The 24,782-nt window shown below is 66.8% G+C and carries 22 protein-coding genes, 1 tRNA gene, 1 pseudogene and 1 riboswitch; of the genes and pseudogenes, 10 read left to right on the top strand and 14 right to left on the bottom strand.

Going from position 1 to position 24,782, the window contains the following annotated elements; translation table 11 throughout:
* Positions 1-55: 55 nt before the first annotated feature.
* The gene (locus ABRP28_RS19145; RefSeq protein WP_350000711.1) at positions 56-796 is read right to left on the bottom strand and encodes a YcnI family protein; all 741 of its coding nucleotides are present in this window, start codon (positions 794-796) and stop codon (positions 56-58) included.
* Between the two features lie 78 nt (positions 797-874).
* Positions 875-1,501 carry a hypothetical protein gene (locus tag ABRP28_RS19150; RefSeq protein WP_350000709.1) on the bottom strand — a complete coding sequence of 209 codons (627 nt, stop codon included), beginning with the start codon at positions 1,499-1,501 and terminating at the stop codon, positions 875-877.
* 201 nt (positions 1,502-1,702) lie between these two features.
* Here ABRP28_RS19150 and ABRP28_RS19155 point away from each other — a divergent pair, with 201 nt between their 5' ends.
* From ABRP28_RS19155 to ABRP28_RS19165, 3 genes are all read left to right on the top strand, one after another.
* A complete protein-coding gene (locus tag ABRP28_RS19155) occupies positions 1,703-2,050 on the top strand; it encodes a hypothetical protein (RefSeq protein WP_231457083.1) in 348 nt (115 codons plus the stop codon).
* A gap of 194 nt (positions 2,051-2,244) precedes the next feature.
* Positions 2,245-3,462 (top strand): NRAMP family divalent metal transporter, encoded by a 1,218-nt coding sequence (locus ABRP28_RS19160; RefSeq protein ID WP_350000705.1) that lies wholly within the window; start codon positions 2,245-2,247, stop codon positions 3,460-3,462.
* Positions 3,459-4,244: a putative hydro-lyase gene (locus ABRP28_RS19165; RefSeq protein WP_350000703.1), complete on the top strand. Its 786-nt coding sequence runs from the start codon at positions 3,459-3,461 to the stop codon at positions 4,242-4,244. The genes ABRP28_RS19160 and ABRP28_RS19165 overlap by 4 nt, the downstream gene beginning before the upstream one ends.
* A 164-nt stretch (positions 4,245-4,408) precedes the next feature.
* Here ABRP28_RS19165 and ABRP28_RS19170 read toward each other — a convergent pair whose 3' ends face one another.
* The 10 genes and pseudogenes from ABRP28_RS19170 to ABRP28_RS19215 form a co-directional block, all read right to left on the bottom strand.
* The gene (locus ABRP28_RS19170) at positions 4,409-5,107 is read right to left on the bottom strand and encodes a GntR family transcriptional regulator (protein ID WP_350000701.1); all 699 of its coding nucleotides are present in this window, start codon (positions 5,105-5,107) and stop codon (positions 4,409-4,411) included.
* A 32-nt stretch (positions 5,108-5,139) separates the two neighbouring features.
* Positions 5,140-6,876, bottom strand: coding sequence for a biotin carboxylase N-terminal domain-containing protein (locus ABRP28_RS19175; protein WP_350000699.1), 1,737 nt, complete (start codon positions 6,874-6,876; stop codon positions 5,140-5,142).
* Positions 6,877-6,878: 2 nt separating this feature from the next.
* Complete coding sequence (locus ABRP28_RS19180; protein ID WP_350000697.1) at positions 6,879-8,603, bottom strand: 5-oxoprolinase/urea amidolyase family protein; 1,725 nt, start codon at positions 8,601-8,603, stop codon at positions 6,879-6,881.
* Positions 8,600-9,358 (bottom strand): 5-oxoprolinase subunit PxpA, encoded by a 759-nt coding sequence (locus ABRP28_RS19185; protein ID WP_350000695.1) that lies wholly within the window; start codon positions 9,356-9,358, stop codon positions 8,600-8,602. The genes ABRP28_RS19180 and ABRP28_RS19185 overlap by 4 nt, the downstream gene beginning before the upstream one ends.
* 182 nt (positions 9,359-9,540) lie before the next feature.
* Entirely contained in the window at positions 9,541-11,286 is a 1,746-nt protein-coding gene (locus ABRP28_RS19190) for a thiamine pyrophosphate-dependent enzyme (RefSeq protein ID WP_350000693.1), read from the bottom strand.
* 43 nt (positions 11,287-11,329) lie between these two features.
* A pseudogene (locus tag ABRP28_RS19195) lies at positions 11,330-12,871 on the bottom strand (amino acid permease).
* Between the two features lie 86 nt (positions 12,872-12,957).
* Positions 12,958-13,890 (bottom strand): glutaminase, encoded by a 933-nt coding sequence (locus ABRP28_RS19200; RefSeq protein WP_350000691.1) that lies wholly within the window; start codon positions 13,888-13,890, stop codon positions 12,958-12,960.
* Positions 13,887-15,491: a helix-turn-helix domain-containing protein gene (locus tag ABRP28_RS19205; protein WP_350000690.1), complete on the bottom strand. Its 1,605-nt coding sequence runs from the start codon at positions 15,489-15,491 to the stop codon at positions 13,887-13,889. Before ABRP28_RS19205 ends, ABRP28_RS19200 begins: the two co-directional genes overlap by 4 nt.
* Before the next feature lie 440 nt (positions 15,492-15,931).
* Positions 15,932-16,303, bottom strand: coding sequence for a hypothetical protein (locus tag ABRP28_RS19210; RefSeq protein ID WP_350000688.1), 372 nt, complete (start codon positions 16,301-16,303; stop codon positions 15,932-15,934).
* 169 nt (positions 16,304-16,472) lie between these two features.
* Positions 16,473-16,562, bottom strand: a tRNA-Ser gene (locus ABRP28_RS19215).
* Between the two features lie 163 nt (positions 16,563-16,725).
* Between ABRP28_RS19215 and ABRP28_RS19220 the strand changes: the two genes are divergently transcribed.
* From ABRP28_RS19220 to ABRP28_RS19235, 4 genes are all read left to right on the top strand, one after another.
* Positions 16,726-18,567, top strand: coding sequence for a DUF222 domain-containing protein (locus tag ABRP28_RS19220; protein WP_350000687.1), 1,842 nt, complete (start codon positions 16,726-16,728; stop codon positions 18,565-18,567).
* Between the two features lie 215 nt (positions 18,568-18,782).
* Positions 18,783-19,814, top strand: coding sequence for a dehydrogenase (locus tag ABRP28_RS19225; RefSeq protein WP_350000685.1), 1,032 nt, complete (start codon positions 18,783-18,785; stop codon positions 19,812-19,814).
* Positions 19,815-19,817: 3 nt separating this feature from the next.
* Entirely contained in the window at positions 19,818-20,216 is a 399-nt protein-coding gene (locus tag ABRP28_RS19230) for a 6-carboxytetrahydropterin synthase (RefSeq protein ID WP_350000683.1), read from the top strand.
* A gap of 4 nt (positions 20,217-20,220) precedes the next feature.
* On the top strand, positions 20,221-21,300 hold the full coding sequence (locus ABRP28_RS19235) for a glycosyltransferase family 4 protein (RefSeq protein WP_350000682.1): 1,080 nt from the start codon (positions 20,221-20,223) through the stop codon (positions 21,298-21,300).
* A gap of 33 nt (positions 21,301-21,333) precedes the next feature.
* On the opposite strand, the gene ABRP28_RS19240 is transcribed toward ABRP28_RS19235, so the two are convergent.
* Positions 21,334-21,840: a nucleoside deaminase gene (locus ABRP28_RS19240; RefSeq protein ID WP_350000680.1), complete on the bottom strand. Its 507-nt coding sequence runs from the start codon at positions 21,838-21,840 to the stop codon at positions 21,334-21,336.
* 61 nt (positions 21,841-21,901) lie between these two features.
* Between ABRP28_RS19240 and ABRP28_RS19245 the strand changes: the two genes are divergently transcribed.
* From ABRP28_RS19245 to ABRP28_RS19255, 3 genes are read left to right on the top strand one after another with little or no spacing between them, the layout of a single operon-like run.
* On the top strand, positions 21,902-22,774 hold the full coding sequence (locus ABRP28_RS19245; RefSeq protein ID WP_350000678.1) for a phosphatase PAP2 family protein: 873 nt from the start codon (positions 21,902-21,904) through the stop codon (positions 22,772-22,774).
* 12 nt (positions 22,775-22,786) lie between these two features.
* Entirely contained in the window at positions 22,787-23,422 is a 636-nt protein-coding gene (gene upp / locus ABRP28_RS19250) for a uracil phosphoribosyltransferase (RefSeq protein WP_013599856.1), read from the top strand.
* Positions 23,423-23,467: 45 nt separating this feature from the next.
* Complete coding sequence (locus ABRP28_RS19255; RefSeq protein ID WP_350000677.1) at positions 23,468-23,872, top strand: glyoxalase superfamily protein; 405 nt, start codon at positions 23,468-23,470, stop codon at positions 23,870-23,872.
* On the opposite strand, the gene ABRP28_RS19260 is transcribed toward ABRP28_RS19255, so the two are convergent.
* Complete coding sequence (locus tag ABRP28_RS19260) at positions 23,869-24,588, bottom strand: hypothetical protein (RefSeq protein WP_350000675.1); 720 nt, start codon at positions 24,586-24,588, stop codon at positions 23,869-23,871. The two genes, ABRP28_RS19255 and ABRP28_RS19260, sit on opposite strands and share 4 nt — an antisense overlap.
* 5 nt (positions 24,589-24,593) lie before the next feature.
* A riboswitch (cyclic di-AMP (ydaO/yuaA leader) is annotated at positions 24,594-24,756 on the bottom strand.
* Between the last annotated feature and the right edge of the window lie 26 nt (positions 24,757-24,782).

A 24,782-nucleotide genomic window follows, 5' to 3' on the forward strand; every position in this document is an offset into this window, starting at 1 on the left:
CGGCGGCGTCGGGTGTGCCGGGCCTCCTTTTGTGCGGCGTTGCGGGGCTGTGGCCCTACTTCGCCGCGGGTTCTGCCGTGCTGCGCCGTGCTTTGCTGCGGACCAGTGCCGTACCGCCCAGCACCAGCCCGCCGACGCCCGCTGCCAGGCCGGCCCAGCTGCGCGCTTCCGCCCCGCCATCGGTGACAGCCGAGGTCTGTTCGGTGGAGTGGGACGCGGCCGCAACTGCCCCGTGGCCGCCAGTGCTTGCCGCTTCCGTCACCGTGACTGACGGCGCGGGCGTCTTCAGGGAATGGGGGTCCTGGCCGTCCGCCGGAATTTCGGACCAGTCCGTCTGGCCTGTTTCGCAGGTCTGCAGGGTGGGGAAGTAGAGCGTCGTCCCGGCCGCGTCGGGCAGCTTCGCGGAGAGGACCAGGGTGTCCCGGAGCTGGTGTTCCAGGGGCGCCTTGGCGGTGTAGACGATCTGGCTGGTCCGCTTGGTGATCGAGGTGCCGTCCGCGAGCTTCTTCGGTTCAGCGAGCTGCTCGGTCACCTTCTCCACGGTCCAGTTCGGGTTGACCGTGGGCTGGGCATCGTTCAGCTCTGCGGGCAGCGTGATGGCCACCTTGGTGGTGCCGGATTCTTCGCAGCCGTGGGGAACCGCGAACGTGAGCAGGGCTGAGGAGTTGGCCGAGGTTTTGTCCGGCGTGATGCCGACGTGGGCGGCGGCGCCGCCCGCGGCTGCCAGCAGAAGCGCCGCGGCGCCTCCGGTTGCTGCTGCCGCTGCCAGGGAACGTCGAAGGAGGGAGGTATGCATGGGTTGCCTTTCTGGCGCACGCCCGGGTACGGGGGTGCTAAAAGTTTGTGGGCCCGGTGCCGCAGGACGCGGAGCGGGTTAGGAGGAAAGCACGACGGCGGAAGGCGGGCCGCGCCGGCTGTCCTGCCGCAGGTTGCGCCAGGGACGCAAAGGGACGGCGGCAGGTGGAAAAGCGACGAGAGGCGGGGTGCCGTCGTCGCACGTTACCGGCTGGGGGAGCGCAACCAGGGGCCGAAGCCACGCGGCAAGGGCCCACAGTGCAGCCTCGCCTTTGGCGAGCAGCAGTGCGGACGCCAGTGTCGCCAGGATATGCGCAGCGAGCATCAGGGGGCCGGCTGTTTCCGCGGCCCCGGCGAGATGATCCGCGGCCGGGGCGAGGATTCCGGCTCCGGCAAAGTGGCTTTCATGGGGCGCCGCGGTGGCGGAACCTTGATGCGTGCCGGGGGAACTGAAGGCCGAGAAGACCTCATGCAGGGCCAGTTGCCCGCCGCCCAGGAGCGCCGCCAGCGCGGGAAATCCCAGGCGCAGCCGCGTTGCGGTGGTGCTGCCTAGAGCGGTCAGGGACAGCACGGCCAGCATGATGGCGGGCGCCGGGAGCTCCCCGCCGGCAGCCAGGTGTGCCCCGGCGGCAAGCGTCAGGATGACGGTGGCCACGGCCGTGGCGCGGAGGAGGTGGAAGGGCGTACGGGGACGATGCGCCGGCACGGACGGTCCCCCTCCCCATGACGGAACGGGCAGCCGACAGCGGCGCCGTTGTGAATGATGGCCGTTCAGATTCTACCGGTGGGATTGGCTGGTGCGCGCTCTTGGGCAGGCCGGTGCGGCCCCGCCCGAGGGCTATGTACCGCCCATTCGGGTCCGCGTAGACTGCGAGCGTAACTGCCAGGCGATCTTGAGGAGAAGTTCATGGACTACACCGGAAGCCAGTCAGAAAAGTCCGTTCCCGCCGGTGAACTTGACCGCGGCCACGTGGGCCACACGGTCAGCTTCCAGCCGAACGAGTTCACCGTTGTGTTTGGCAAAATCGCGGGGATAGCCCGCACCGAGGCCATGGTTTACCTGTCCCTGGATGGCGTCTCCGGCGGCACGCATCTTAAGGATGAGTACGATCTCCCGGTGGGCCACCCCGTATACCTGCAGGTGGATGTCATCTCCAACGCGGAGTCCACCATCAAGGACCTGTTCGGCAAGGTGCAGGAGAACCTCCGGGGCTCGGGGCACAAGGGCGGCGAGGAACGGACCGACCGCCTGTAGCTGCCCGGCCTCCGGGCGCAGTTGGGAGGGAAAGGCTGGGATCTGAGGGTCCCGGCCTTCTTTCGTCCGGTGAGGAAGGTTGACGGCCAGGCCAACAATTGTTCAACAATACCTTGCGCTGATTGTTCAACAACCTGTATCGTCAATCGGGACGACCACTGTGACTCCAGTCACCCTTAATATTGGACGGACCCATGGCAGAAACCAGCACAAAACTGAACCTGAGCTCCTCGGCTCGGCGCACGGCCCTCCTGGGAGCCATGTTCCTGATGGCCACCAGCGCCATCGGGCCCGGCTTCATCACGCAGACCACGGTCTTCACCGCCCAGATCGGTGCGGCCTTCGCGTTCGCAATCCTGGCATCGATCCTCATCGACATCGCGGTCCAGATGAACGTCTGGCGCGTCATCGGTGTTTCGGGGCTGCGGGCGCAGGAACTCGGCAACAAGGTGATCCCCGGCGTCGGGTGGTTCCTGGCCGGCCTGGTCTTCCTTGGCGGCGTCGTCTTCAACATCGGCAACATTGCCGGAACCGGGCTGGGTGCCAATGCCATGCTCGGCGTTGATCCCAAGATCGGCGGTGCCGTGTCCGCGCTCGTTGCGATCCTGATCTTCCTGAGCAAGAAGGCCGGGATGGCCCTGGACCGGATTGTGGTGCTCCTGGGTGCCGTGATGATCCTGCTGATGATCTATGTGGCCATCGTTGCCGCTCCGCCGGTAGGCGAGGCCCTTAAGAACACCTTCCTGCCGGAGATGGTGGATTTCCTGATCATCACCACGCTCGTTGGTGGCACCGTGGGCGGCTACATCACCTACGCCGGCGCTCACCGCATGCTGGATTCCGGCGCCACCGGAATTGAGCATGTCAAGGAGATCACCCGCAGCTCGGTACTCGGCATCATCGTCACGGGCATCATGCGCGTTCTGTTGTTCCTGGCCATCCTCGGCGTCGTGGCCGGCGGCACGGTGCTCAGCAGCAACAACATGGCTGCGGAAGCCTTCGGTGCGGCTGCAGGCGAGATCGGTACCCGCATGTTCGGCATCGTGCTCTGGGCCGCCGCCGTCACATCGGTCATCGGCGCCGCCTTCACCTCCGTTTCCTTCATCACCTCGTCCCGGACTCCCGAGCGCAAGCGCAACCTCATCACCGTCGTTTTCATCGCAGGCTGCGCCACGGCCTACCTGTTCCTTGGCCAGGCACCTCAGCAGCTGCTGATCTTCGCCGGTGCCTTCAATGGCCTGATCCTCCCGGTGGGCTTCGGGATCCTCCTCTGGGTTGCCTGGCGGCGCCGCGACCTGATGCACGGCTACGCCTACCCCAAGTGGCTGCTGATTGTCGGCGTCCTGACCTGGCTGCTCACGCTGTTCCTTGGCTGGAACTCCGTGCTGGGCCTGGCGAAGCTGTGGTCATGACCAGCCGCGCGTCCCTCCTTCCCGCAGAAGCCCGCGAGGCATTCCGCGGCGGACTCGTCGAGCCGACGTCGGGCTGGTCCCGCGGCTACGCGCAGGCGAACGTCCTGTCGATTCCGCGTGAGCACGCCTTCGACCTGCTGCTGTTCGCCCAGCGCAACCCCAAGCCGTGCCCCATCCTGGGCATCCTCGAACCGGGCCAAACCACCGGGCCGCTGCTGGCCGGCGGGGACATCCGCACGGACGTCCCCAAGTACACGGTGTATAGGGACGGCGAAAAAGTGGACGAGCCCACGGACATCAGCGGCTACTGGCAGGACGACCTGGTGACGTTCCTGATCGGCTGCTCCTTCACCTTCGAGTCGGCCCTGCAGGACGGAGGGGTCCGGATAGCGCACATCGACCAGGGAGTGAACGTGCCCATGTACCGGACCAACCGGCCCTGTGCCCCGGCCGGATCAATGTCCGGACCGATGGTGGTGTCCATGCGGCCCGTGCCGGCGTCACAGGTTGCGGACGCGGTCCGCATCACCTCGCGCTACCCTGCCGTCCACGGCGCCCCGGTCCACGTGGGCAACCCGGAAGAGCTGGGGATCGCCGACCTGGGGCGGCCCGACTTCGGCGACGCCGTGGAGATCCCGGCTGGCCAGATCCCGGTGTTTTGGGCCTGCGGGGTGACGCCGCAGGCGGCAGTGATGCAGTCGCGGCCTCCGCTGGCGATCGGCCATGCTCCCGGCCATATGCTGATCACGGACGCCCGGGACAGCGATTACGTCGTGCCGTAGGCGCCGCTCTGAAAGGCCCGTGCCGTAGGCGCCGCTGTGAAAAGCCCGTGCCGTAGGCCCCCTGGGAAAAGTCCGTGCCGTGGGCGCTTTATGGACAACTTAAAGAACAAGTGTGGGGCAGGAGGTTTCCTCCTGCCCCACACTTGTACGTTTCGGCCGTGTGCTTATCCGGCGCGCTGGCGCATTTCGGACCGGCGGTCCTGCTCCGCGCCCAGGTGCACCAGAAGCTCCGCCTCGGCCTCGTCCAGGTAGGCGCGCAGACCCTCTGCAGCCTCCTGGCGTTCGCCGGCGCGCAGTTGCTTCACAAGCGTCACATTGCGGTCCACGTAATGGCTGTGGAAGTCCGGGGCTGACGCCATGGAGTGGAAGACCAGCCGCATTTCGGCCAGCACCCGGTCCATGAGTTCCTGCAGTGAAGCGCTCCCGGTGAGGGCAACCACGGCCCCGTGCAGTGCCTGGTTGGCGTCGGCCATGGCAGGCACGGATCCGCTGTCCCGGGCCTGCTGCGCCCGCTCCACGATGGTTTCCAGCCCGTCCAGCACCTGGGGCGTCAGCTCGCCCCACAGGACGGCGGCAGGCTCGATCATCCGCCGGACACGGTAGATTTCGCGTACTTCCTCCACGCCGGGCGAGGCCACAAAGACGCCCCGGTTTGGAATGCGCGTCACGATGGATTCGCCCACGAGCGTGGTGAACGCCTGGCGCAGGGTGTTGCGGGAAACTCCCAGCGCTGCGCACAGCGGCTCCTCGGACAGCTTGGAGCCCGGGGTCAGTTCACCCGCGGCGATGCGGGTGCGCAGCACCGACGCGATCCAGGCTGTGGTGTGTGCGTGTTCGGCTGTACCGTCTGCCGGAGTGTTCATTGGTTTCCCCCATTCCCGTTCGACTAACGATGCTAGCCGACAGTACCCAGCACTTCGCCGCGGGCCACAGCGGCGCCCGGTTCCTGGCCGCCGCGCCGGAAGGTGCCGGTGGCAGAGGCAACCACCACGGTTTCCATCTTCATGGCCTCCAGAACGGCAACAGGTTCTCCGGCGCCAACCCCGGCGCCGTCACCGGCCACCCACTTGACCAGGTTCCCGCCCATGGGAGCGGTGACCTCGCCGTCCGCGTCGGCGGCCTCCGGGCCGGAGGAAGGTTCGACGGCGGCGCCTCCGCCATGGAGCAGGGCGTGGAAGACCTTGGCGGGCAGCCCGAGCTGGACGGCCTTCCCGTCGATTTCGACGGTCAGGGTTTCCCTCCGGGCCACGGGGCCCTGGGCGCCGCTCTGCAGGGAGGCAGCCAGGCGGCCGGCGAACTCGGTCTCAATCCAGGTGGTGAACACACCAAGCCGGTCCGCAGCGGTGAAGTCGGGATCCCGCACCACTGCGCGGTGGAATGGAAGGACGGTGGGGACGCCCTCGATCCGCAGTTCGTCCAGGGCGGCACGGGCACGGCGCAGGGCCTGCTGGCGGTCCTCGCCGTGGACAATCAGCTTGGCCATCAGGGAGTCGTACTCCGCAGGAATGACGGAGCCGGACCGGACTCCGGAATCGACACGGATCCCGGCTCCGGTGGGCGCCTCGAAAATGTCCACCGGACCGGGGGCCGGGAGGAAGCCCCTGCCGGCGTCCTCGGCGTTGAGCCGGAACTCGAACGCGTGGCCCGTGGGCGTGGGGTCCTCGGTGACGGACACCGGCAAGCCGTCGGCAATGCGGAACTGCTCCCGTACCAGGTCCAGCCCGGACGTCACTTCGGTGACGGGGTGCTCCACCTGCAGGCGGGTGTTCACTTCAAGGAAGGAGATCACGCCGTCGGGGGCCACCAGGTACTCCACCGTGCCGGCGCCGGTGTAGCCGGCCTCGCGGCAGATGGCGCGCGCGGACTCGTGGATCCGGCTACGCTGTTCCTGCGTCAGGAAGGGCGCCGGGGCCTCTTCCACGAGCTTCTGGTTGCGGCGCTGCAGGGAACAGTCGCGGGTTCCCACCACCACCACGTTGCCGTGGGTGTCGGCCAGGACCTGGGCCTCGACGTGCCGGGGCCGGTCCAGGAAACGCTCCACAAAGCACTCGCCGCGGCCGAACGCCACAGTTGCCTCACGGACCGCTGAGTCGAAGGCGTCGTCGATGTCCTCCATCCGGTGCGCGATCTTCAGGCCCCTGCCACCGCCGCCGAAGGCCGCCTTGATGGCTACTGGAACACCGTATTCCGTGGCAAAGGCGCGCACGGCGTCGGCGTCCGGCACCGGGCCGTCGGAACCGGGGACCAGGGGAGCGCCTGCACGGACCGCGATTTCCCGGGCGGTGACCTTGTTGCCCAGGCTGCGGATCGCGTCCGGCGAGGGGCCCACCCACGTCAGTCCGGCGTCGAGCACTGCCTGCGCAAAGTCCGCGTTCTCCGAAAGGAATCCGTATCCGGGGTGGACGGCGTCGGCGCCGGACCGGGCAGCGACGGCGAGGATTTTCGGGATATCCAGGTAGGTTTCCGAGCTGGCAGAACCGCCCAGCGCGTACGCCTCGTCGCTGAGGCGCACATGCAGGGCGTCCGCATCCGGGTCCGAGTACACGGCCACGGATGCCAGGCCTGCGTCGGTGCAGGCGCGGGCAATCCGGACGGCAATTTCACCGCGGTTGGCGATCAGGACTTTTTTCATCGTTACTTCTTTCGCGTGCTCGGGAGGGGGGCCAGGGGCTGCAGCGTTTCGGGGTCCACTTCCACGAAGCGGAGGGTGGCCCCCGGGGGAAGCTGCGCTGCGGCGGGAAGGTCTTCGGGAATAACGGCACCGATCACGGGATAGCCCCCGGTTACCGGATGGTCGGCCAGGAACAGGACGGGAAGGCCCGACGGCGGGACCTGCAGTGAGCCGGCCACCACGCCTTCGCTGGGGAGTTCTCCGTCCCGTGCCCGTTCCAGCGGTGTGCCGGCTTCCGCTCCGGGTGTGGCCGGCCCGGTGCCGAGCCGGACGCCGATGCGGTTCGATTCGGCGGTCACCGTCCAGACCTGGCCGGTGAGGGCCTCGAGGGAGCGGGGCGTGAACCAGTCGTGGCGGGGGCCCGTGGTGATGCGCAGGACCACGGGCTCGCCGCCGGCAGCTGAGAGCAAATCCTCGGGCAGGGCTGGCGGTTCGGCCTGGCCCACCGCCCGGGCGCTGTCCACGGCGCCGACGGGCAGCAATGTCCCGGCAGCCAGCGGGGCCGGGCCGATGCCCGACATCAGGTCCGTGGAGCGGCTCCCCAGCACGGGTGGAACATCGATTCCGCCGCGGACTGCGAGGTAGGTGCGCAGGCCTTTTTCCGGCACGCCGAGGTGGAGGGTCTCACCGTCGTGCAGCGGGAAGGGGGCGTACATCGGCGCCTGCCTGCTGGTGCCATCGCTTTTGGTGTCATTGCTGTTGGGGCCATCGCTGCTGCTGCCCTGGCCGCGGATGTCCGCCGTCGTGGCCGCACCGCTGAGGGCAACCGTCAGTTCGCCCACTGCCTGCACGGAGAGGCCGCCCATGACGTTTTCGATCACGGCGTCGGTGGGGAGGTTCCCCACCAGCCGGTTCGCCTGGCGCGCGCTCGCAGTATCTGCAGCGCCGGCGGGGGAGACCCCCAGGTCGCCCAGGCCAGGGCGCCCGAGGTCCTGGATGAGAGCCTGCGGCCCCGGTGAAATTACCTCCAGGGCAGGGCCTGCGGGAACAGGCTGCTGCGCAGTTGCAGCGTCAGCCTGGCTGCCCTCGGCCGGGTTCGTCTCCGCCCAGGCCAGTTCAATGAGTTCGCGCACCGCGACGTACCGCACGGTGGTGCCGGGGCGCACCAGGGCAGGCTGCTCGCGCTGGAGGTCCCACATCCGCGTGGCGGTATGCCCGATCAGCTGCCAGCCCCCGGGTGACCGCCGCGGATACACGGCGGAGAAGTTGCCGGCCAGGGCCACCGATCCGGCAGGTACGGCCGTGCGGGGGGTGCCGCGCCGGGGAACGTTCAGGGCGTCCGTTTCCCCCACAAGATAGGCGAACCCGGGCGCGAACCCGCCGAACGCAGCGGTCCACAGCTGGCCGGTATGGGCGGCGACGACGCCCTCGGCCCCCATGCCGGTAAGTTCGCCCACCTCGGCGAGGTCTTCGCCGTCGTACACAACCTCAATGTGCACCGGCTTGTCCGCCAGGGCCGCGGCGCCTGCCGGCATGCTCCCGAGCCGTGCCAGGGGCCCGCGGGCCCTGCGGGCGCTGGCGCGGGAGTCGAAGACAACCAGAACCGTTTGTGCCGCGGCAAGCACATCAACCTGGCCCGCCACCGGATCCTCCCTGAGGCGGGAGTGCAGGGACAGCACTGCGTCAAGGGACTCCAGTTCCAGGAGCAGCGCCCGCGGCCCGGCCCAGCGGATCTCCGGGGAACTCACACGAAACTCCTGATGTCCACGCCGGATGCTTCCAGTTCGCGTCGGACCGCGGCTGCCATGGAAACGGCGCCGGCGGTATCGCCGTGCAGGCAAATGCTTTCGGCGGAGGTCTTGATGGTGGATCCGTCCCTGGCAACGATGGTGCCCTCGGTGGCAAGCCGCACCATGTTGGCCGCAACAGCGTCCTCGTCATGGAGGACGGCGCCAGGTTCGCGGCGGGACACCAGTGTTCCGTCCGGGTTGTAGGCGCGGTCCGCGAAGGCCTCGGCCACTCCGCGCAAACCGGCGGCCTCGGCAGCGGCCAGCGCCACCGAACCCGGCAGCAGCAGCATCGGCAGGTCCCCGCCGAAGGCCTTGACCGCATCCACCACTGCCTGCGCCTGCTCCTGGTGGGTCACGATGGTGTTGTACAGCGCGCCGTGGGGTTTGACGTAGCTGATCCGGCCGCCGGCTGCCCGGGCAATCCCTTCCAGGGCGCCCAGCTGGTACAGCACGTCATCTGCGAGTTCTGTGGGGGAACAGTCCAGGAAGCGGCGGCCGAAGCCTGCCAGGTCGCGGTATCCCACGTGCGCGCCGATGCTGATGCCGGCGGCGACGGCGTCGCGGCAGGTCCGGGCGATCGTGGACGGATCACCGGCATGGAAGCCGCACGCAATGTTCGCGCTGGAGACGGAGCGGAAGATGGCGGCGTCGTCGCCCATGGTCCAGTTGCCGAAGGATTCCCCGACGTCGCTGTTGAGGTCAATGAAGGCCATAGTGATTCTCGTCTCGTTGAAGTGGTCTCTTTAGGATGCACGAGAATCACAGATTGTTCAACAATATTGGCCAAATTGGTGCGCAGCACCTTCGCGGCCGGGCATTCCCGGCCGCGCACCCAACAGGAGGAGCGGACGACGGCGGAACCTCCCGCCGTCGTCCGCCCCTCCTTCGCTAGAGCTCAGTAAGCCTTCACGCGTTGCTCCACCACGAGGTGGACCAGCGCAAAGACGCCGTCCCGGTCAATCGCGGCAAAGGCGGCGTCCAGCGCCGCAGGAACGTCCCTGTCCTCGGTAACGGTGATGCCGAAACCGCCGAAGGCCCTGGCCATCAGGCCAAAGTCGGGATTCCTCAGTTGGGTCCCGGAGACGCGTTCGGGGTAGTGGCGCTCCTGATGGGTGCGGATGGTGCCGTATTCCTGGTTGTCCATCACCACCACCAGCGGGGTGGCCCCGTACTGGGCGGCGGTGGCCAGTTCCTGTCCGTTCATCAGGAACTCGCCGTCCCCGGCAATGGTGACCACCCGTCGTCGTGGTTCAGCCAGGGATGCCGCGATGGCTGACGGGACGGAGTAGCCCATGGAGCCGTTGCGGGCGCTGATCATGGAGGCGTAGCGGCGGGTGGGGAAATACCGGTGTGCCCAGTTGGTGTGCTCGCCTGCGCCGAAGGTCACCATGGCATCCTCCGGCAGCCGGGGCACCAGATTTGCCATCAGGGTGTCCATCCGCGCCTGGCCCGCTGCAGGGGCAGCCGGAGGCAGTGCAGCGAACCGTTCCTGCTCGGTCCGCATCCTAGCCGTCCAGGCCTTCCATTCTTCCTTCACCGGCAGGCTGATGCCGGCGAGGTCGCGGACGAAGGCTTCCGGCTTGGCCAGGATCTGCCGGGACACCGGGCCGGACCGGCCGCGCAGTGACGGGTCAACCGTGACCAGGAAGTTCTCCTTGTTCCAGTCCTGCCGGCAGAGAAACCCGTCCGTGATGACGTCCCCGGGAACCGTCCCGACAAAGACCAGGAGATCGGTTTCCTCCAGGAGGTCGTAGGTGGGGCGCGGACGGCCGTAGCCAATGGGGCCAACGTAGGAGGGCGAGTCGAAGGACACGGTTCCCTGCGTGCGCCATTCAGCCGCCGCCGGGATGTGGTGCCGCTCCAGCCATCCGGTCAGCTGGTCCGCCGCCTCCTGCGTCCAGTCGTTGCCGCCGGTGACAAAGAGCGGTTTTTTCGATTCCGTCAGCGCAGCCTCCAGCGCGGCGGCGTCGGTGCTGCCCATGCCACCTGCGGCAACCGGGATGGCAGGGTGCAGGTCCGAGCTGACCTGCTGCCGGATGATGTCCTCCGGCAGGCCCACCACCACCGGGCCCGGCCGGCCGCTCATGGCGGCGAACATCGCCTCGGCCACGATCTCGGACGCCCGCTCCGGGTGGTCCAGGACCATCACGCGCTTCGCCCCGGTATCGAACCAGGCCTTGATGTCGAACTCCTGGAATGCCTCACGGTCGCGGTGCGCGAACGGGATCAGGCCGACGAACAGCAGCATGGCAGTGGAGTCCTGCCAGGCGGTGTGCAGCCCAACGTGGGCGTTCGCGGCGCCGGGCCCGCGGGTCACCATGGCGATGCCCGGGCGTTGGTTCATCTTCCCGTCCGCCTCGGCCATGTAGGCGGCGCCGCCCTCGTGCCGGCAGACGATGGTGTCGATGCTGGAGCCGTGCAGGCCGTCCAGCACGTCCAGGAAGCTTTCTCCCGGAACCACGTAGGTGCGTTCCACGCCGTGGGCCACCAGTGAATCGACAATGACGTGCCCGGCGGATTTGAGCACCGGCGGGGCTTCTGCCGTGGGCAGGGGAGGCCGGCCTGGCTGTACGCCGGCTTCTGCGGGGCGTACGACGGCGGCTGGCGGGGTGGGGGACGTTGCTTCGGTTTCCGTTGTCATGGGCTTTCTTTGGCGGTTCGGACGGTTTTGGTCAGGGTGGTTTTTATCTGAAGGTGTTGGCGGGTGGGTTGGCGATGACGGGGGAGAGGCCGGTGTGGCCTTGGCGGGTTTGGGCGATTTCGCGGATGCGGGTGCGGCAGGCGTACCAGCCGAGGACCATCAGGATGGAGGCGATGGCGGTGACGAGCATGGTGAGGGGGGATTCGATGAAGACCATGATGAGGACGCCGGCGAGGAAGAGGAGGGAGAGGTAGCCGGTGTAGGGGGCGCCGATCATGCGGAAGGAGGGGCGTTCGAGCCAGCCTTTGTTGGCCCAGCGGTGGAGTTGGATCTGGCACAGGACGATCGTGGCCCAGGTCATGATGATGCCGACGGAGGCGACGTTGAGGACGATTTCGAAGGCCTGGGCGGGGACAAGGTAGTTCAGGGGGACGCCGAGGAGGGAGACGCCGGCGGTGATCGCGATCCCGCCGTACGGGACGCCGGCTTTGTTCATGCGGGAGGCGAAGCGGGGGGCGGAGCCGTTGACGGACATGGAGCGCAGGATCCGGCCGGTGGAGTAGAGGCCGGCGTTGAGGGAGGACAGGGCTGCGGTGAGGACGACGAGGTTCATGATGACGTCCACGCCCTGGATGCCGATGGAGCCGAAGAAGGTCACGAAGGGGCTGACGCCCTTTTCGTAGGAGGTGTAGGGCAGCAGGAGTGCCAGGAGGATGACGGAGCCGACGTAGAACACCGCGATGCGGAAGACCACGGAGTTGATGGCCTTGGGCATGATCTTCTCGGGGTTTTCGGTTTCGCCGGCCGCGGTGCCGACGAGTTCGATGGAGGCGTAGGCGAACAGGACGCCCTGCATCAGGATGATCATGGGCAGCAGGCCGTTGGGGAAGATCCCGCCGTTGTCCGCGAGCAGGCTCAGGCCGACCTGCTGGCCGTCGACGGGGGTGCCGAAGATGACGAAGTAGGTGCCCACGACGAGGAAGATGACCAGGGCTGCGACCTTGATCAGGGCGAACCAGAATTACATTTCGCCGAAGACCTTGACCGAGACGAGGTTCAGGGCCAGGACCACGACGAGTGCGGTCAGGGCCCAGGCCCATTGCGGGACCGCTGCCATCCAGGGGATGTAGTTGCCGAAGAAGTTCATGTAGAGGGCGGCGGCGGTGATGTCCACGATGGTGGTGGTGGCCCAGTTGATCCAGTAGAACCAGCCGGAAACGAACGCGGCCTTCTCGCCGAAGAATTCCCGGGCGTAGGAGACGAACGAGCCCGAGGAGGGGCGGTGCAGGACCAGTTCGCCCAGGGCGCGGAGGATCAGGAAGGCGAAGAACCCGCACACGGCGTAGGCGATGACCAGGGACGGGCCTGCTGCGTTCAGCCGGCCGCCGGCGCCCAGGAACAGGCCGGTGCCGATCGCGCCGCCGATCGCGATCATCTGGATCTGCCGGGGCTTCAAATTCTTGTGGTAGCCCTGGTCCTCGGCATGCAGCGCCGACTCAGAAGCATGGGCATGACCACCATCAATCACGTGGTCCGGTGCAACATTGGGGTCCTGTACAACCTCGTCATTGGGGTTGATGGGCATGGGTGATCCTTTCGATACGGAGAAGATCCTGCTGGTTGGGGAAGGGTGGGAGTTTCAGTTGCGCGTGTGGGCTGGAAACTCGTGGGTCAGAAAACGGACCAGCCGGTGCGGTCCGAAAGATCTGCGAGGGCGGCGGTACCGGCCAGTGAGTTGCCTTTGGCGTCCAGCCGCGGACTCCAGACGCAGATGGCGCACTCGCCTGGAACGATGACAAGGATTCCCCCGCCCACCCCGCTCTTCCCGGGGAGGCCCACACGGTAGGCGAACTCGCCTGCGGCGTCGTACATGCCGCACGTCAGCATGATGGAACCGACGCGTTTCGCATTGCTGGGGGAGAGCACGGGACCCAGCGTTCCCCGTCCGGCCCGTGCCAGGAACAGGCCGGCCTTGGCCAGGTCGGAGCAGGTCATCATGATGGAACACTGGCGGACGTAGTTCTCCACCACTGCTTCGGCCGGCTGGTGGAGGTTGCCGAAGTTTTTCAGGAAGTGGGCCAGCGCCAGGTTCCGGCTGCTGTTGGCCAGTTCGCCGGCCGCCGCTTCCTCGTCGATGTAGGGTCCGCTGCTGGCTGCCTGTGCGGTGAGGAACTGCAGGAGCCGGGTGGCGGCGTCGGGTGTGTTGTCCATCAGGTGGTCCGTCACCACCAGGGCGCCGGCATTGATGAAGGGGTTCCGGGGGATGCCATGCTCCACTTCCAGCTGGACCAGGGAGTTGAAGGGCGTGCCGGAGGGTTCCCGCAGGACCCGGTGCCACAGCGATCCTGAGCTGTCACCGCCAAGTGCCATGGCAAGGGTGAAAACCTTGGAGATGCTTTGGATGGAGAAGGGCACGGCGGCATCGCCGGCGGCGAAGACTTCTCCGGATGTGGTGGCGACGGCGATGCCGAACCTGTTGAAGGGGACCGCTGCCAGGAGGGGGATGTTCCCCGGGACGCTGCCTGCTTCCCGCTCCGGCCGGTGGTGGAGGACGATGTCTTCGAGGAGCGCTCCCAGCGGCGGTGCCTGGAGTGTTGTTGTCATTTCCTGCCTGAAAGTTTGTTGGAAGGGGTTCCGGTCCACGCCTGGACATGGAGCAGGGCCACCAGTGCGTCGCGGGGGTTGCTGAAGTCCAGCCCGGTGACGCGCGAAGCCTTGCTGATCCGGTAGTAAACGGTGTTTTTGTGCAGTTGCATCCGGCGGGCGCAAACGGCCACGTCAAGCGAGGCGTCAAAGTACGCGCGCAGGGTTTCGGCCAACTCCCCGTCTTCCCTCAGCAGCCGCGAAAGGCTGCGGTGGCGGAACGTGGAGGTCGAGAAATTCCGGACTGCCTCCCGGAACAGGATCTCGCCCTCGAAGTCGTCCACCGTGCCTACGGTCGTATCCCCGGACTGGCCCACGCAACCCAGGAGGGCCTCGGTGATGCCGGTGACCGAGTGGATGGACAGCAGGTCCGGAACCACCGGACCCACGGCAGCAAAGGGGCTGATGCCCAGGTGCTTCCGTGCGTCCTTGATGATTGATTCCGCGAGGCTTCGCAGTCCGGGTTCGGCCGCGGCAGACTGCAGGCCGGGAATTATGACGGCGGTGTCGCCCTTGAACTGGCCCACCACGGCGGACGCTTTGTAGGCGGCGGCGTGGATGGACGCCAGGTTGGCGAGTTCGCCGTGCTTCAGTGCGGCGTCATCGGCCTGCGCTTCGGACTCCGACATGCCAACCAGGATCAGGGCAGCCGGGCGCTCCGCCGGGAGCTTTTCACTGTGTGCGCTGGCTGCGGCCTCCTCGGGGCCGGAAAGGATCCGCGCCACGCGGTCTTCCCGCATGTGCACGGACTGCTGGTTGCGGTACCGGATCAGCTCGGCGGACGTACGTGCCGCAGAACCCTTCAACACATGGTCGACGTCCGGCCCGAACCCCGCACCCGTCTCCTGGAGCCAGATGTAGCCCATGATGCGGTCGCCGGCAAAAAGCGTGATGGCCACGCGTTCGCGCAGCCCGTCCTGCGGCCGGGCCGGAACCCGGACGGGCAGGCGGGTGCCATGAAGTTCGCGGTAAGCGCCAAGGTCCTTGAGCAGCAGCTCGTATTTGCGGGGGCCGCGGCGCGCCAGGATGGAGGCCTTGCGGAGTTCGTCAATGTCGTTGGAGACGGTGGAATAGGCCAGCACCTTGTTGGCCGCGTCCTCGATGACGACGTGGCTGGAGGTGAGCCGCGCCGTCGTTTGGGCGATGGCGAAAAGGTCCTCTTCCAGCAGCGTGAGCACTTCACGCTGGTAGCTCGGCGGCTGGATCCTGTCCTTTGCAATGGAGAGCAGCCGGTCCCAGTCCGCGCCGGGGTCCACCAGCAGCAGGCCCGTACCGGCATCGCGCAGGAGTTCCTCGGCCTCGGACAGCTCCCCGCGGCTTCCCTTCACGGCCACCACCGGGGGCGGGCTCTTCTTCAGGAGCCGGCGCAGCGCCGGCAATGCGGACCGGCCGCGGAGGCCGATCAGCAGGACGAAGGCGGCTGCGGCGTCGGGCGCTTCATCGTCGGCGTCCACGATCAGGAACCGTTCAATGGCGGGGCTGGCCGATGCCGGCCGCAGGACCAGGGTGGCGAAACCCAGGGGGAGATCCGCAAGGATATCGTCCACCGTCACCGCAGCCATGAGTGTCCTTTTGCATCGATCGCACCGGACGGCTCTGTCCGGTCAACTCATGGTATCCAGCAGGAATTGGCGGAAATATGGAAGCCGACCCAAAACTTACGCGGCTTTTTCAGCCCGCCGCCCAAGTCACCGGATGCGCACCGCAGCCGTGGAACGCCAACACACCTGGGTTGGGTCCAGCCCTGCAGTCCCCGGGCACTTTGGCGCGGACACGCCGGGAAAATAGCGGCCGTCGTCGTGCGCCGTGCCCAAAGTGCCCCCGGACGGCGGGCACTAAGACAGCAGAAAGCCGGGCCCGCAGCCATTCGACGACGGCGGGCAGCGGCCCGGTGATGACCGTCGGGTCCGCAGCACCCCAGTCGCCCAACGCCAGGGAAGTGCCCGTGACTTTTATGAGGGGTCCGGCGTCGGTGCCGCGGGTGTTGGATGGGGTGAACTGGTCAGTCGGCCGATGTGCCCGTTTGGCTGTAGAAGCGACCGAACCGCTGGAGGTACAGGAACATTCCCAGGAAAGCGATGACCCCCAAGAGTGGCCCGGCCCAAATGGCAACCGGCGTGCCCCGGACAAGCAGTGCCCCGGCTCCGAGAATGCTTCCTGCCACACCAACACCGGGGCTGGCCGTGGCAAGCGTGCCTTGGATCTTCCGGCCGACTTGGCGGTACCGGTAACTGTGGAGGACGACGAAGAGGATGAAGGCTCCGCCCATGAGGAGGGGCCAGGGCCAATCTGCCATTGCTGCAACGCTCAGTGTCAGCCCATACGTGCCGGCCAAGGCCAGCCAGTAGTTCCTTGCGGTCGTGTTGGTACTCATCGGCATCCCCCTGCGACGTCTATGCGGTAAAACATACCTGCCCCCGCTGCGGAGTCCACCGGCGCTGGTGGGCACGTGAACGGCAGCGCCCGTGGCCAGTGCATCCCGTTGAGCGCAAAGCAAAAGGCCCTGCCTTCCTCAGTTCTCAGGAAAGCAGGGCCTCGCTACGTGGCGGTGACGGTGGGATTTGAACCCACGTTGGCTTTTACACCAAACAACATTTCGAGTGTTGCACCTTCGGCCGCTCGGACACGTCACCAACCTCAATAGGGTACCGGAGCAAGGCGCGCATCCCCAAAACGGGATTGGTGGAAGGGGCTCCCGCTGGCCACCCGTGAGGGCCTGAAAAGATTTTCAAAATTCTTTTTAGCAGGGGTCCACTGAGCCCCTTAAATGTCAGACCCTGCCATGAGGATGGATTCATGGAAGGTAATTCGGCGGTGGTGGAGGCTGAGGCGGCGGTTGACGCTTCGGTGGCTGCTTTTGCGGCGGTGCTCGCGGGCGGCGGTACTGCTGTTTCCGGCACGGCTGTTTCCGGCACGGCTGTTTCCGGTCGTGGCGCCGCAGAGCCTGATGCCGGCGCTGGCGGGGCTGGTGATGGCGCCGCTGATGATCCGTTGCAGCGGGTTGCTGATGGGGCGTTGGATGTTCTTGCCGGGGTGGCCCGGTCCGAGGCGAAGCTGGCGGCGTTGAAGGCGCAGGCGGTTCAGGTGCTCGCTGCCGCCACGGGCCTGTTGAACGGTCTGCCGTCCTCGCCGCATGAGGCCGCGGCACAGGAGCGGAGCCTGGTGGCCGAGGCCGGGTGTGCGCTGGTGATCGGTGACCGGGCCGCGGGTGCCTTGTTGGCCGAGTCCCACGCCCTGACCACGTCCCTGCCCCGGACACTCGTAGCGTTGCAGGGCGGCTCGATTTCCTGGGCGCATGCCCGGGGGATGGCAGAGGAGGCTGCCACCCTTGACCCGGCCGGCGCCGCGGCCCTGGAGGCCCACTTCCTGGACCCGGACACACCCAGACCGCCCGGAGCGGCAACGATCGGGGAGATGCCGGCGTACCGGTTCAGGGCCAAGGCCAGGACCTGGCGCGAACGCCACCACCCGGAATCGATCGAGAAGCGCCACGCCAAGGGTGTGGCGGACCGGCGGGTGGAGTGCAGGCCGGACCAGGACGGCATGGCCTGGCTTTCGGCCTACCTCCCCGCCCACCAGGCGATGGCGGGCTGGAACCGGCTCAACGCCCTCGCCCGGGCCGCACAAGGACCCGACGAGCCCCGCACCCTCACCCAGATCCGGGCAGACGACTTCGCCGAAGCCATCCTCACCAGCGGCACCAGCCGCGGTAATGGAGACAGCTCCCGCCTTCATACAGGCAACAGCGAATGGGTGAGTACAGGCAACGGCGACGGGTTGGGTACCAACGACGGGGCGGGTGCCGGGATGGATCCCGCCGGGCTGTCGTCGGCGGTCCGGGCGCAGGTGCTCGTCATGGTCCCGGTAGTCGCCCTGATGGGCCTGACCGACGAGCCGGCCGTGCTGGACGGCTTCGGGCCGATCCCGCCGTCGATGGCGAGGGACCTGGTTGCGAACGGTGCTGATTCGTTCCACCGGGTCCTTGTCGACCCTAGGGATGGTGCGCCGCTGGAGATCGGGCGGACCAGCTACCGGGTTACCAAGGCGATGCGGAACTGGCTGCGGCTGCGGGACGGCAAATGCCCCTTCCCCGGCTGCAGCAACAACTCCCTGGATAACGAGGCAGACCACCTTCTGGCCTGGCAGCACGGCGGGACCACCGGGATCAGCAACCTCGGACAGCCCTGCCCGAAACACCACAAACTCCGCCACACCACCGGCTGGACACCAACACCAGCCACCAAAACCGAACCACCCGGCTGGACCTCACCCACCGGCCGGAACTACAAAAGCGAACACCAGGACTGGGAACCACCCCAATGGCCCGAATCTGCCATGCCGCCCATGCCGGCGCGGCTGGAACCGGGGGAGCATCACAACGGGCAAGTCCCCGGCATGCTGCCCTACCCGCCCATGCCCGGCGCGTGTGCCTGCCCTGCCGGAGACCTCCCATACCCGGAACCTCCACCGGAGGAACCTGAAGATGACGGCCTCATAGACCTGGACGACATACCCGTGGACGACCCCCTCTGGGACGACTTCTACGCCCTGCCGCCCGTCCTGCCCCAATACCCTCTGAACTGGGACCCCATGAATGACTGGGACCCGATAACGGACCGCAATCCGGCACTTACCTGAATTCCTTGCTGACAAAGCGCCGCACAAGGCAGCTTGTGATCCAGCGATGCCACGGTGGGGGCAGCCAGGCGGGTCAATAGCCCAGTGTCGGGGAGACGGCCCAAGACACACCGGTTGGGGAGGCGGTCCAAGCACAGCCCCAAAGCCCAGGAACCCGAACAAGGCAACGGCCAACTTTTGCGGTCCACGCCGGGCGGGCTAGATTCATCAGCAAGATGACTAATCAAACCAGTCCCACGCACGCAACCGCCTACTGGACGACGGCCAAGGAACACGGCGAACTCCGTACCGAGGACCTTTCCGCCCCCGGCCCAGGCGAAGCCCTGGTGCGCACCCTCTATTCCGGCATCAGCAAAGGCACCGAGATGGTGGTCCATGCCGGCGCCGTCCCGCCCCGGGTAGCCGACGAGATGCGGGCACCCCACCAGGAAGGCGAATTCCCGGGGCCGGTGAAGTTCGGCTACCTGTCCGTGGGCGTAGTCGAGGACGGTCCGGAGGGATGGCCGGGGCAGCGCGTGTTCTGCCTCAACCCCCACCAGGACCGCTACGTCGCGTCCATCAGTTCACTCACGAAAATTCCCGACGACGTCCCGTCCCGCCGGGCAGTGCTGACCGGAACCGTGGAAACCGCGGTCAATGCGCTGTGGGAGGCTGGCCCGAGGCTCGGTGACCGGGTTGCGGTTGTGGGCGCAGGCCTCGTGGGCGGCATGGTGGCCACCCTGCTCCGGACCTTTCCGCTGGAACGCCTGCAGCTTGTGGACCTGGACCCGGGCCGGAAGCAACTGGCGGACACCCTTGGAATAGACTTCGCCCACCCGGATGAAGCCCTCGCCGACTGCGACATCGTGTTCCACTGCTCCGCCTCCCAGGAAGGCTTGGAGCGCAGCCTGCAGCTTGCGGGCGACGAAGGGGACGTCATCGAAATGTCCTGGTACGCGAACCGCCAGGTAACCGTGCCGCTGGGTGAGGACTTCCACGCCCGGCGCCTGTCCATCAGGGCAAGCCAGGTGGGAGTGGTGGCACGAGCGCGCCGGCACCGCAGGACCAACGCGGACCGCCTGAACCTCGCAGTATCGCTGCTCAAGGATCCGGTATTCGATGCCTTCCTGACGGGTACTTCCCCGTTCGCTGAGCTGCCTGGCGTTGTGCAGGACCTGGCCCACGGCAACCTCGAAGCTCTATGCCACGTCATTGAGTACCCGGGCAACGAAGATTCCCAGCACCCTAACCGAGAAAACCAGAGGTAGTCCATGTTCAGCCTGACCGTACGGCGCCACTTCATGATCGCCCACAGCCTCCCGCGCGAGGCCTTCGGGCCCGCCCAGGCCCTGCATGGGGCAACCTTCGTCGCCGAGGTGTCCTTCCGCCGTCGGACGCTCAACGAGGACGCGATCGTCCTGGACATCGGTGCTGGGGGCACCATGATCGAGGAGGTGCTGGCAGGCCTGAACTACCGGAACCTGGACGAGCACCCGGATTTCGCCGGGAAGCTCAGCACCACGGAGGCGCTTGCGGAATACATCGCGCAGTCTGTTGCTGAAAAGCTGAAGGATGATCCCGACGGCGGCCAGCTCACCGGGATCGACGTCACCTTACGCGAAAACCCGGACGCCTGGGCCACCTACACGCTGGACCTTTCAGCCGCCTGATCCCATGGACAGCATCCGGCTGCTGGTTCCCGGCAACATCCACCATCATTCCGGTGGGAACATCTACAACGCCCGGCTGGTGCAGGGGCTGAAAACGCTGGGAGCCGCCGTCGACGTGCTCCCCGTCGACGGCTCCTGGCCCTATGCCGGTGCCCACGCCCGACGCAGGCTGGGCAGCCTCCTGGGGGCGTGGGACCAGGCAGGTGAAGCGGAACCAGAAGACGCAGTAACCCTTGTGGACGGGCTCATCGCCATGGGCGCGCCGGATGAAATGGAATTCGCGGCCAAGGCCGGACGCAAAACATGGGTGTTGGTACATATGCCCGCCCCGGCACATCACGAGCGTGAAGCACGGTCCCTCCGGGCTGCAACCGGGGTCGTGTGCACCAGCACTTGGGCCCGCAAAGTTCTGGAAGAACGTCACGGACTTCATGGACTGGAGGTCGCCCTTCCCGGGACGGACCCGGCGCCGTTGGCCCTCGGATCCACTCCGCCCCACCTGCTTACGGTGGCCGCGCTGCTGCCCAACAAGGACCAGCTGCTGACGGTGTCCGCCCTGGCAATGCTTCAGGACCTTGACTGGACCGCATCATTTGTCGGATCAGACAAGGCAGACGGGGATTACGCGCAAGGAGTTCGGGCGGCAGTGAACATGCACGGGCTGCACGGACGGATTCTGTTCACCGGCGAGCTGACTGGCGAGGCACTGGAGAACGAATGGCGTCGGGCGGACCTCAGCCTCCTGGTGTCCCGTGCCGAGGCTTTCGGCATGGTGGTCACCGAATCACTGGCGCACGGGATTCCCGTGGTGGTGCGCGACGGGACCGGTGCCGTTGAGGCCTTGCGCCTGGGAACAGCGGGGGAGGACGACGACGGCGGCACGCATCCGGGAGCGAAGGTTGCCTTTCCGTCGGATGATGATCCTGCGAACCCCGCCCAGCTCGCCCAGGCCCTGCGGCGCTGGCTGGAAGACCCCGGAACCAGGGATGCCTGGCGGGCCCGGGCGCTGGATGCGCGGAGCAGGCTGCCGGGCTGGGACCAGCCAGCGGCCTGCGTGCTGGCCGCCATTAGGAAGGCTCACTAACTGCCCACCCCGCTGACTGCCCAGCCCGCTGAATCAGAGCCGCGAGCGGTGCCCTGCGAAGAACTCACGCAGCAGGGCGGCGGACTCGGCTTCGCGCACGCCCGGATACACCTCAACCCAGTGGTTCAGGCGCCTCTCGCGGAGCACATCGAAAACAGACCCCGCAGCCCCTGCTTTCTCGTCCCAGGCACCAAAGACCACCCGGGGGATTCGTGCCAATACAATCGCTCCGGCGCACATGGCGCAGGGTTCAAGGGTGACCACCAGCGTGCAGTCGGCGAGCCGCCAGCCGTCTCCGCTGCCGCCGTCGAGCATGGAAAGCTTGCGCAGCCGTTCCGCCGCCTCACGGATGGCCACTACCTCGGCGTGGGCGGTCGGGTCTCCAAGCTCTTCCCGCTGGTTCCGCCCGGAACCCAGCACGGCGCCGTCGGGCCCGATGACCACGGCCCCGATGGGTACGTCCTCCGTGTCGAGGGCGCGACGGGCCTCGGCGAGGGCAAGGCCCATCCACGCGTGGTGTTTCTTATCTGCGGAGACCATGGCTCAATGATAGTTTCGAAGGATACCCAGAGCCCGTGACGCACATCCGCCGGGAGGCACAGTGAGCACAGTCCGAGACCGCGTGGACAAGTGGATCAAGCCGTACGCCGCCTTGTGGCTGACCATGATCATCGGCGGAACGCTGGTGATCGCCCTGGCACTCCTGGGAGCCGAGGTCTACTCGGACGTCGTAGACGAGGAAGGCCTGGCGAGCCTTGATATTCCTGCACTGGAATATTCGCAGTCGTTGCGGAACCCGGAGGTGGACGCCTTCGCCACAGGTTTCACCAATGTGGGCGGCGGGATCGGCATGCCCATCCTGGCGAGCATCCTCACCGCCTGGCTGACCTTCCTGAACAGGACATGGCGGCCCATTGTCCTGGTGGGCGGAGCGGCCCTTGTTTCCACCCTGGCCACTACCTGGGGCAAGCGGCTGGTAGGCAGGACACGTCCGGACCACTCCGAGGCCGTCCCGCCGTTCGAGACGTCGCCGTCCTTCCCCAGCGGGCACACCCTGAACACCACGGTGGTGATAGGGGTCCTGATCTACCTCATGTGCCTGCAGTTCCAAGTACTCTGGGCGCGGATCGCAGCCATCACGGTGGGCACACTCTTCATCATTGCCATGGGCCTGAGCCGGGTCTTCCTGGGACACCACTGGATGACCGACGTCATGGCGGGCTGGTTCCTGGGGCTGGCGTGGGTAGGAATCGTGATCCTGGCCCACAGGCTGTTCCACCTGATGCGGCGGCGTGAGCACGCAGGCCCTGCACCCACCTTCGAGCATCCCGTCCTGCGCGAGGACCACACCGGGGACGCAGAACGTACCGCCCCGGAGGAGGACGCCGGCGCTGCCCCACAAAGGGCCGACGACGACGCTTCGCAGTCCGGCACGGGCGGCGGACGGCAGGGGAGCGGCCCGGCAGCCGGGTGATAGTTTTGACCCATGCGCACTCTCGTTGTGGACCACCCGCTGGTCGCCCATAAGCTCACCGTCCTGCGGGACAAGAACACTCCGTCCCCGGTCTTCCGGCAGCTGACGGAGGAACTGGTGACCCTCCTGGCCTACGAGGCCACGCGGGAAGTCCGCACCGAGCCCGTGACCATCGAAACCCCCGTCAGCACAACCGTGGGCACGGCGTTCACCAAACCCACTCCGCTGGTGGTACCCATCCTCCGTGCTGGCCTGGGAATGCTCGAGGGCATGACCAAACTGGTCCCCACGGCTGAAGTGGGCTTCCTGGGCATGGCCCGCGACGAGGAAACGCTGGACATCATCACCTACGCCGAGCGCCTGCCCGAGGATCTCACCGACCGGCAGATCTTCGTGCTGGATCCCATGCTTGCCACCGGCGGAACACTGCGCGAGGCCATCAAGTTCCTGTTCAAGCGCGGCGCTTCTGATGTCACCTGCATCTGCCTGCTCGCCGCGCCGGAGGGCCTGGCCAAGCTGGAGGAAGAACTCTCCGGCGCAAACGTCACCATCGTCCTGGCTTCCATCGATGAGAAGCTCAACGAGAAGTCCTACATTGTCCCGGGCCTGGGCGACGCAGGCGACCGCCTGTACGGCATCGCCGGCTAGGACTCAAGCCTTTCCCGCTTCCTGCGCAAGGCCTAGCCTGAGCGCATGGACTGGAAACTGGAACTCGTTTTTGTCCCCGTATCCGATGTGGACCGGGCCAAAGACTTTTACGTCAACAAGGTGGGCTTCAACGCCGATTTCGACGAACGGCCCAGCGACTCCATCAGGTTCGTGCAACTGACGCCGCCGGGCTCAGCCTGCTCCATCTGCATCGGGGAAGGCCTCACGGATGCTCCCCCCGGTACCGGCTCCAACCTGCAGCTTGTGGTCTCTGACATCCAGGCCGCCCACCGTCAGCTCAAGGCCAACGGGGTGGACGTCAGCGATGTGGACGTGCAGGACTGGGGCCACTTTGTGTACTTCGCCGACCCTGACGGTAACCGCTGGGCGGTCCAGTACATCCCCGGCAGGGACGTACCGGACCGCCAAGGCGAAGCCGCTTCTGTTTAGTACCAGTTGTTGGCGTAGTGGAAGTTCAGTGCTCCACACGGGGACTGGTAGCGCTCCTGGATGTAGTTCAGGCCCCAGTTGATTTGCGTACGGTAATTGGTGAGGTAGTCGGCGCCGGCGCTGGCCATCTTCTCGGCCGGCAGGGACTGCACAATGCCGTAGGCGCCGCTGCTCGGGTTGGTGGCCGTGGTGGTCCAGTCTGATTCCTTGGTCCACAGGGTCTGCAAGCACTGCATCTGGTCCGGTGCCCAGCCGTAGGAGGCCAACTGGCCGGCAGCGTAGGCCTGTGCGCCCGCGGGGTCGTTGACTGCGACGACCGGGGCCGGCTCGGGAGCGGGGGCAGGTGCCGGCGCGGGCTCAGGCTCCGGTGCAGGTGCAGGTGCCGGTGCGGGCTCAGCGGCGGGAGCCGGCGCCGGCTCGGCGGCCTGCGGGACAACGTTAATGGGCTCTGCTGCAGGCGCCGGAGCAGGGTTTTCCTGGATCTCGCTCTTCTCGATGCTCAGCTTCGACTGGGCCTCAGCGGCCTGCGTCTCCGTAGCTGCCACCTGCACTGCGGTGTCGGTGGCCTGGCCTGCTGCTCCAACGCCTACAAGGAGCGCGCAGGACGTCGCGAGGATGGCGGCGCGCTGGCCAAAGGACGGAATTTTGCCTGACGTGCGCGGGGCACCGGCGTCGTGGCCTGGTTTCGGGCGTGCTTTAGTAAGGAACTTAGACATGATGGATCGCCTCTCACACCTGCGGAGTTAGCTGTCGGGTTCGGATGAGGGCATCCGGCCGTACGGAAAAATCACGTAGTGGCTTAACCCCAAGGGCAATTGTGTGCCCGGGACTTCTGGGTCCCCCGCCTCTGCCTATGCTCAAGCGGAATCCGGGAAGCGGCAGAGCTTGGCGTCATCCGGATATGCGGCCC

Source organism: Pseudarthrobacter sp. WHRI 8279, assembly GCF_040224115.2.
GTDB lineage: Bacteria > Actinomycetota > Actinomycetes > Actinomycetales > Micrococcaceae > Arthrobacter.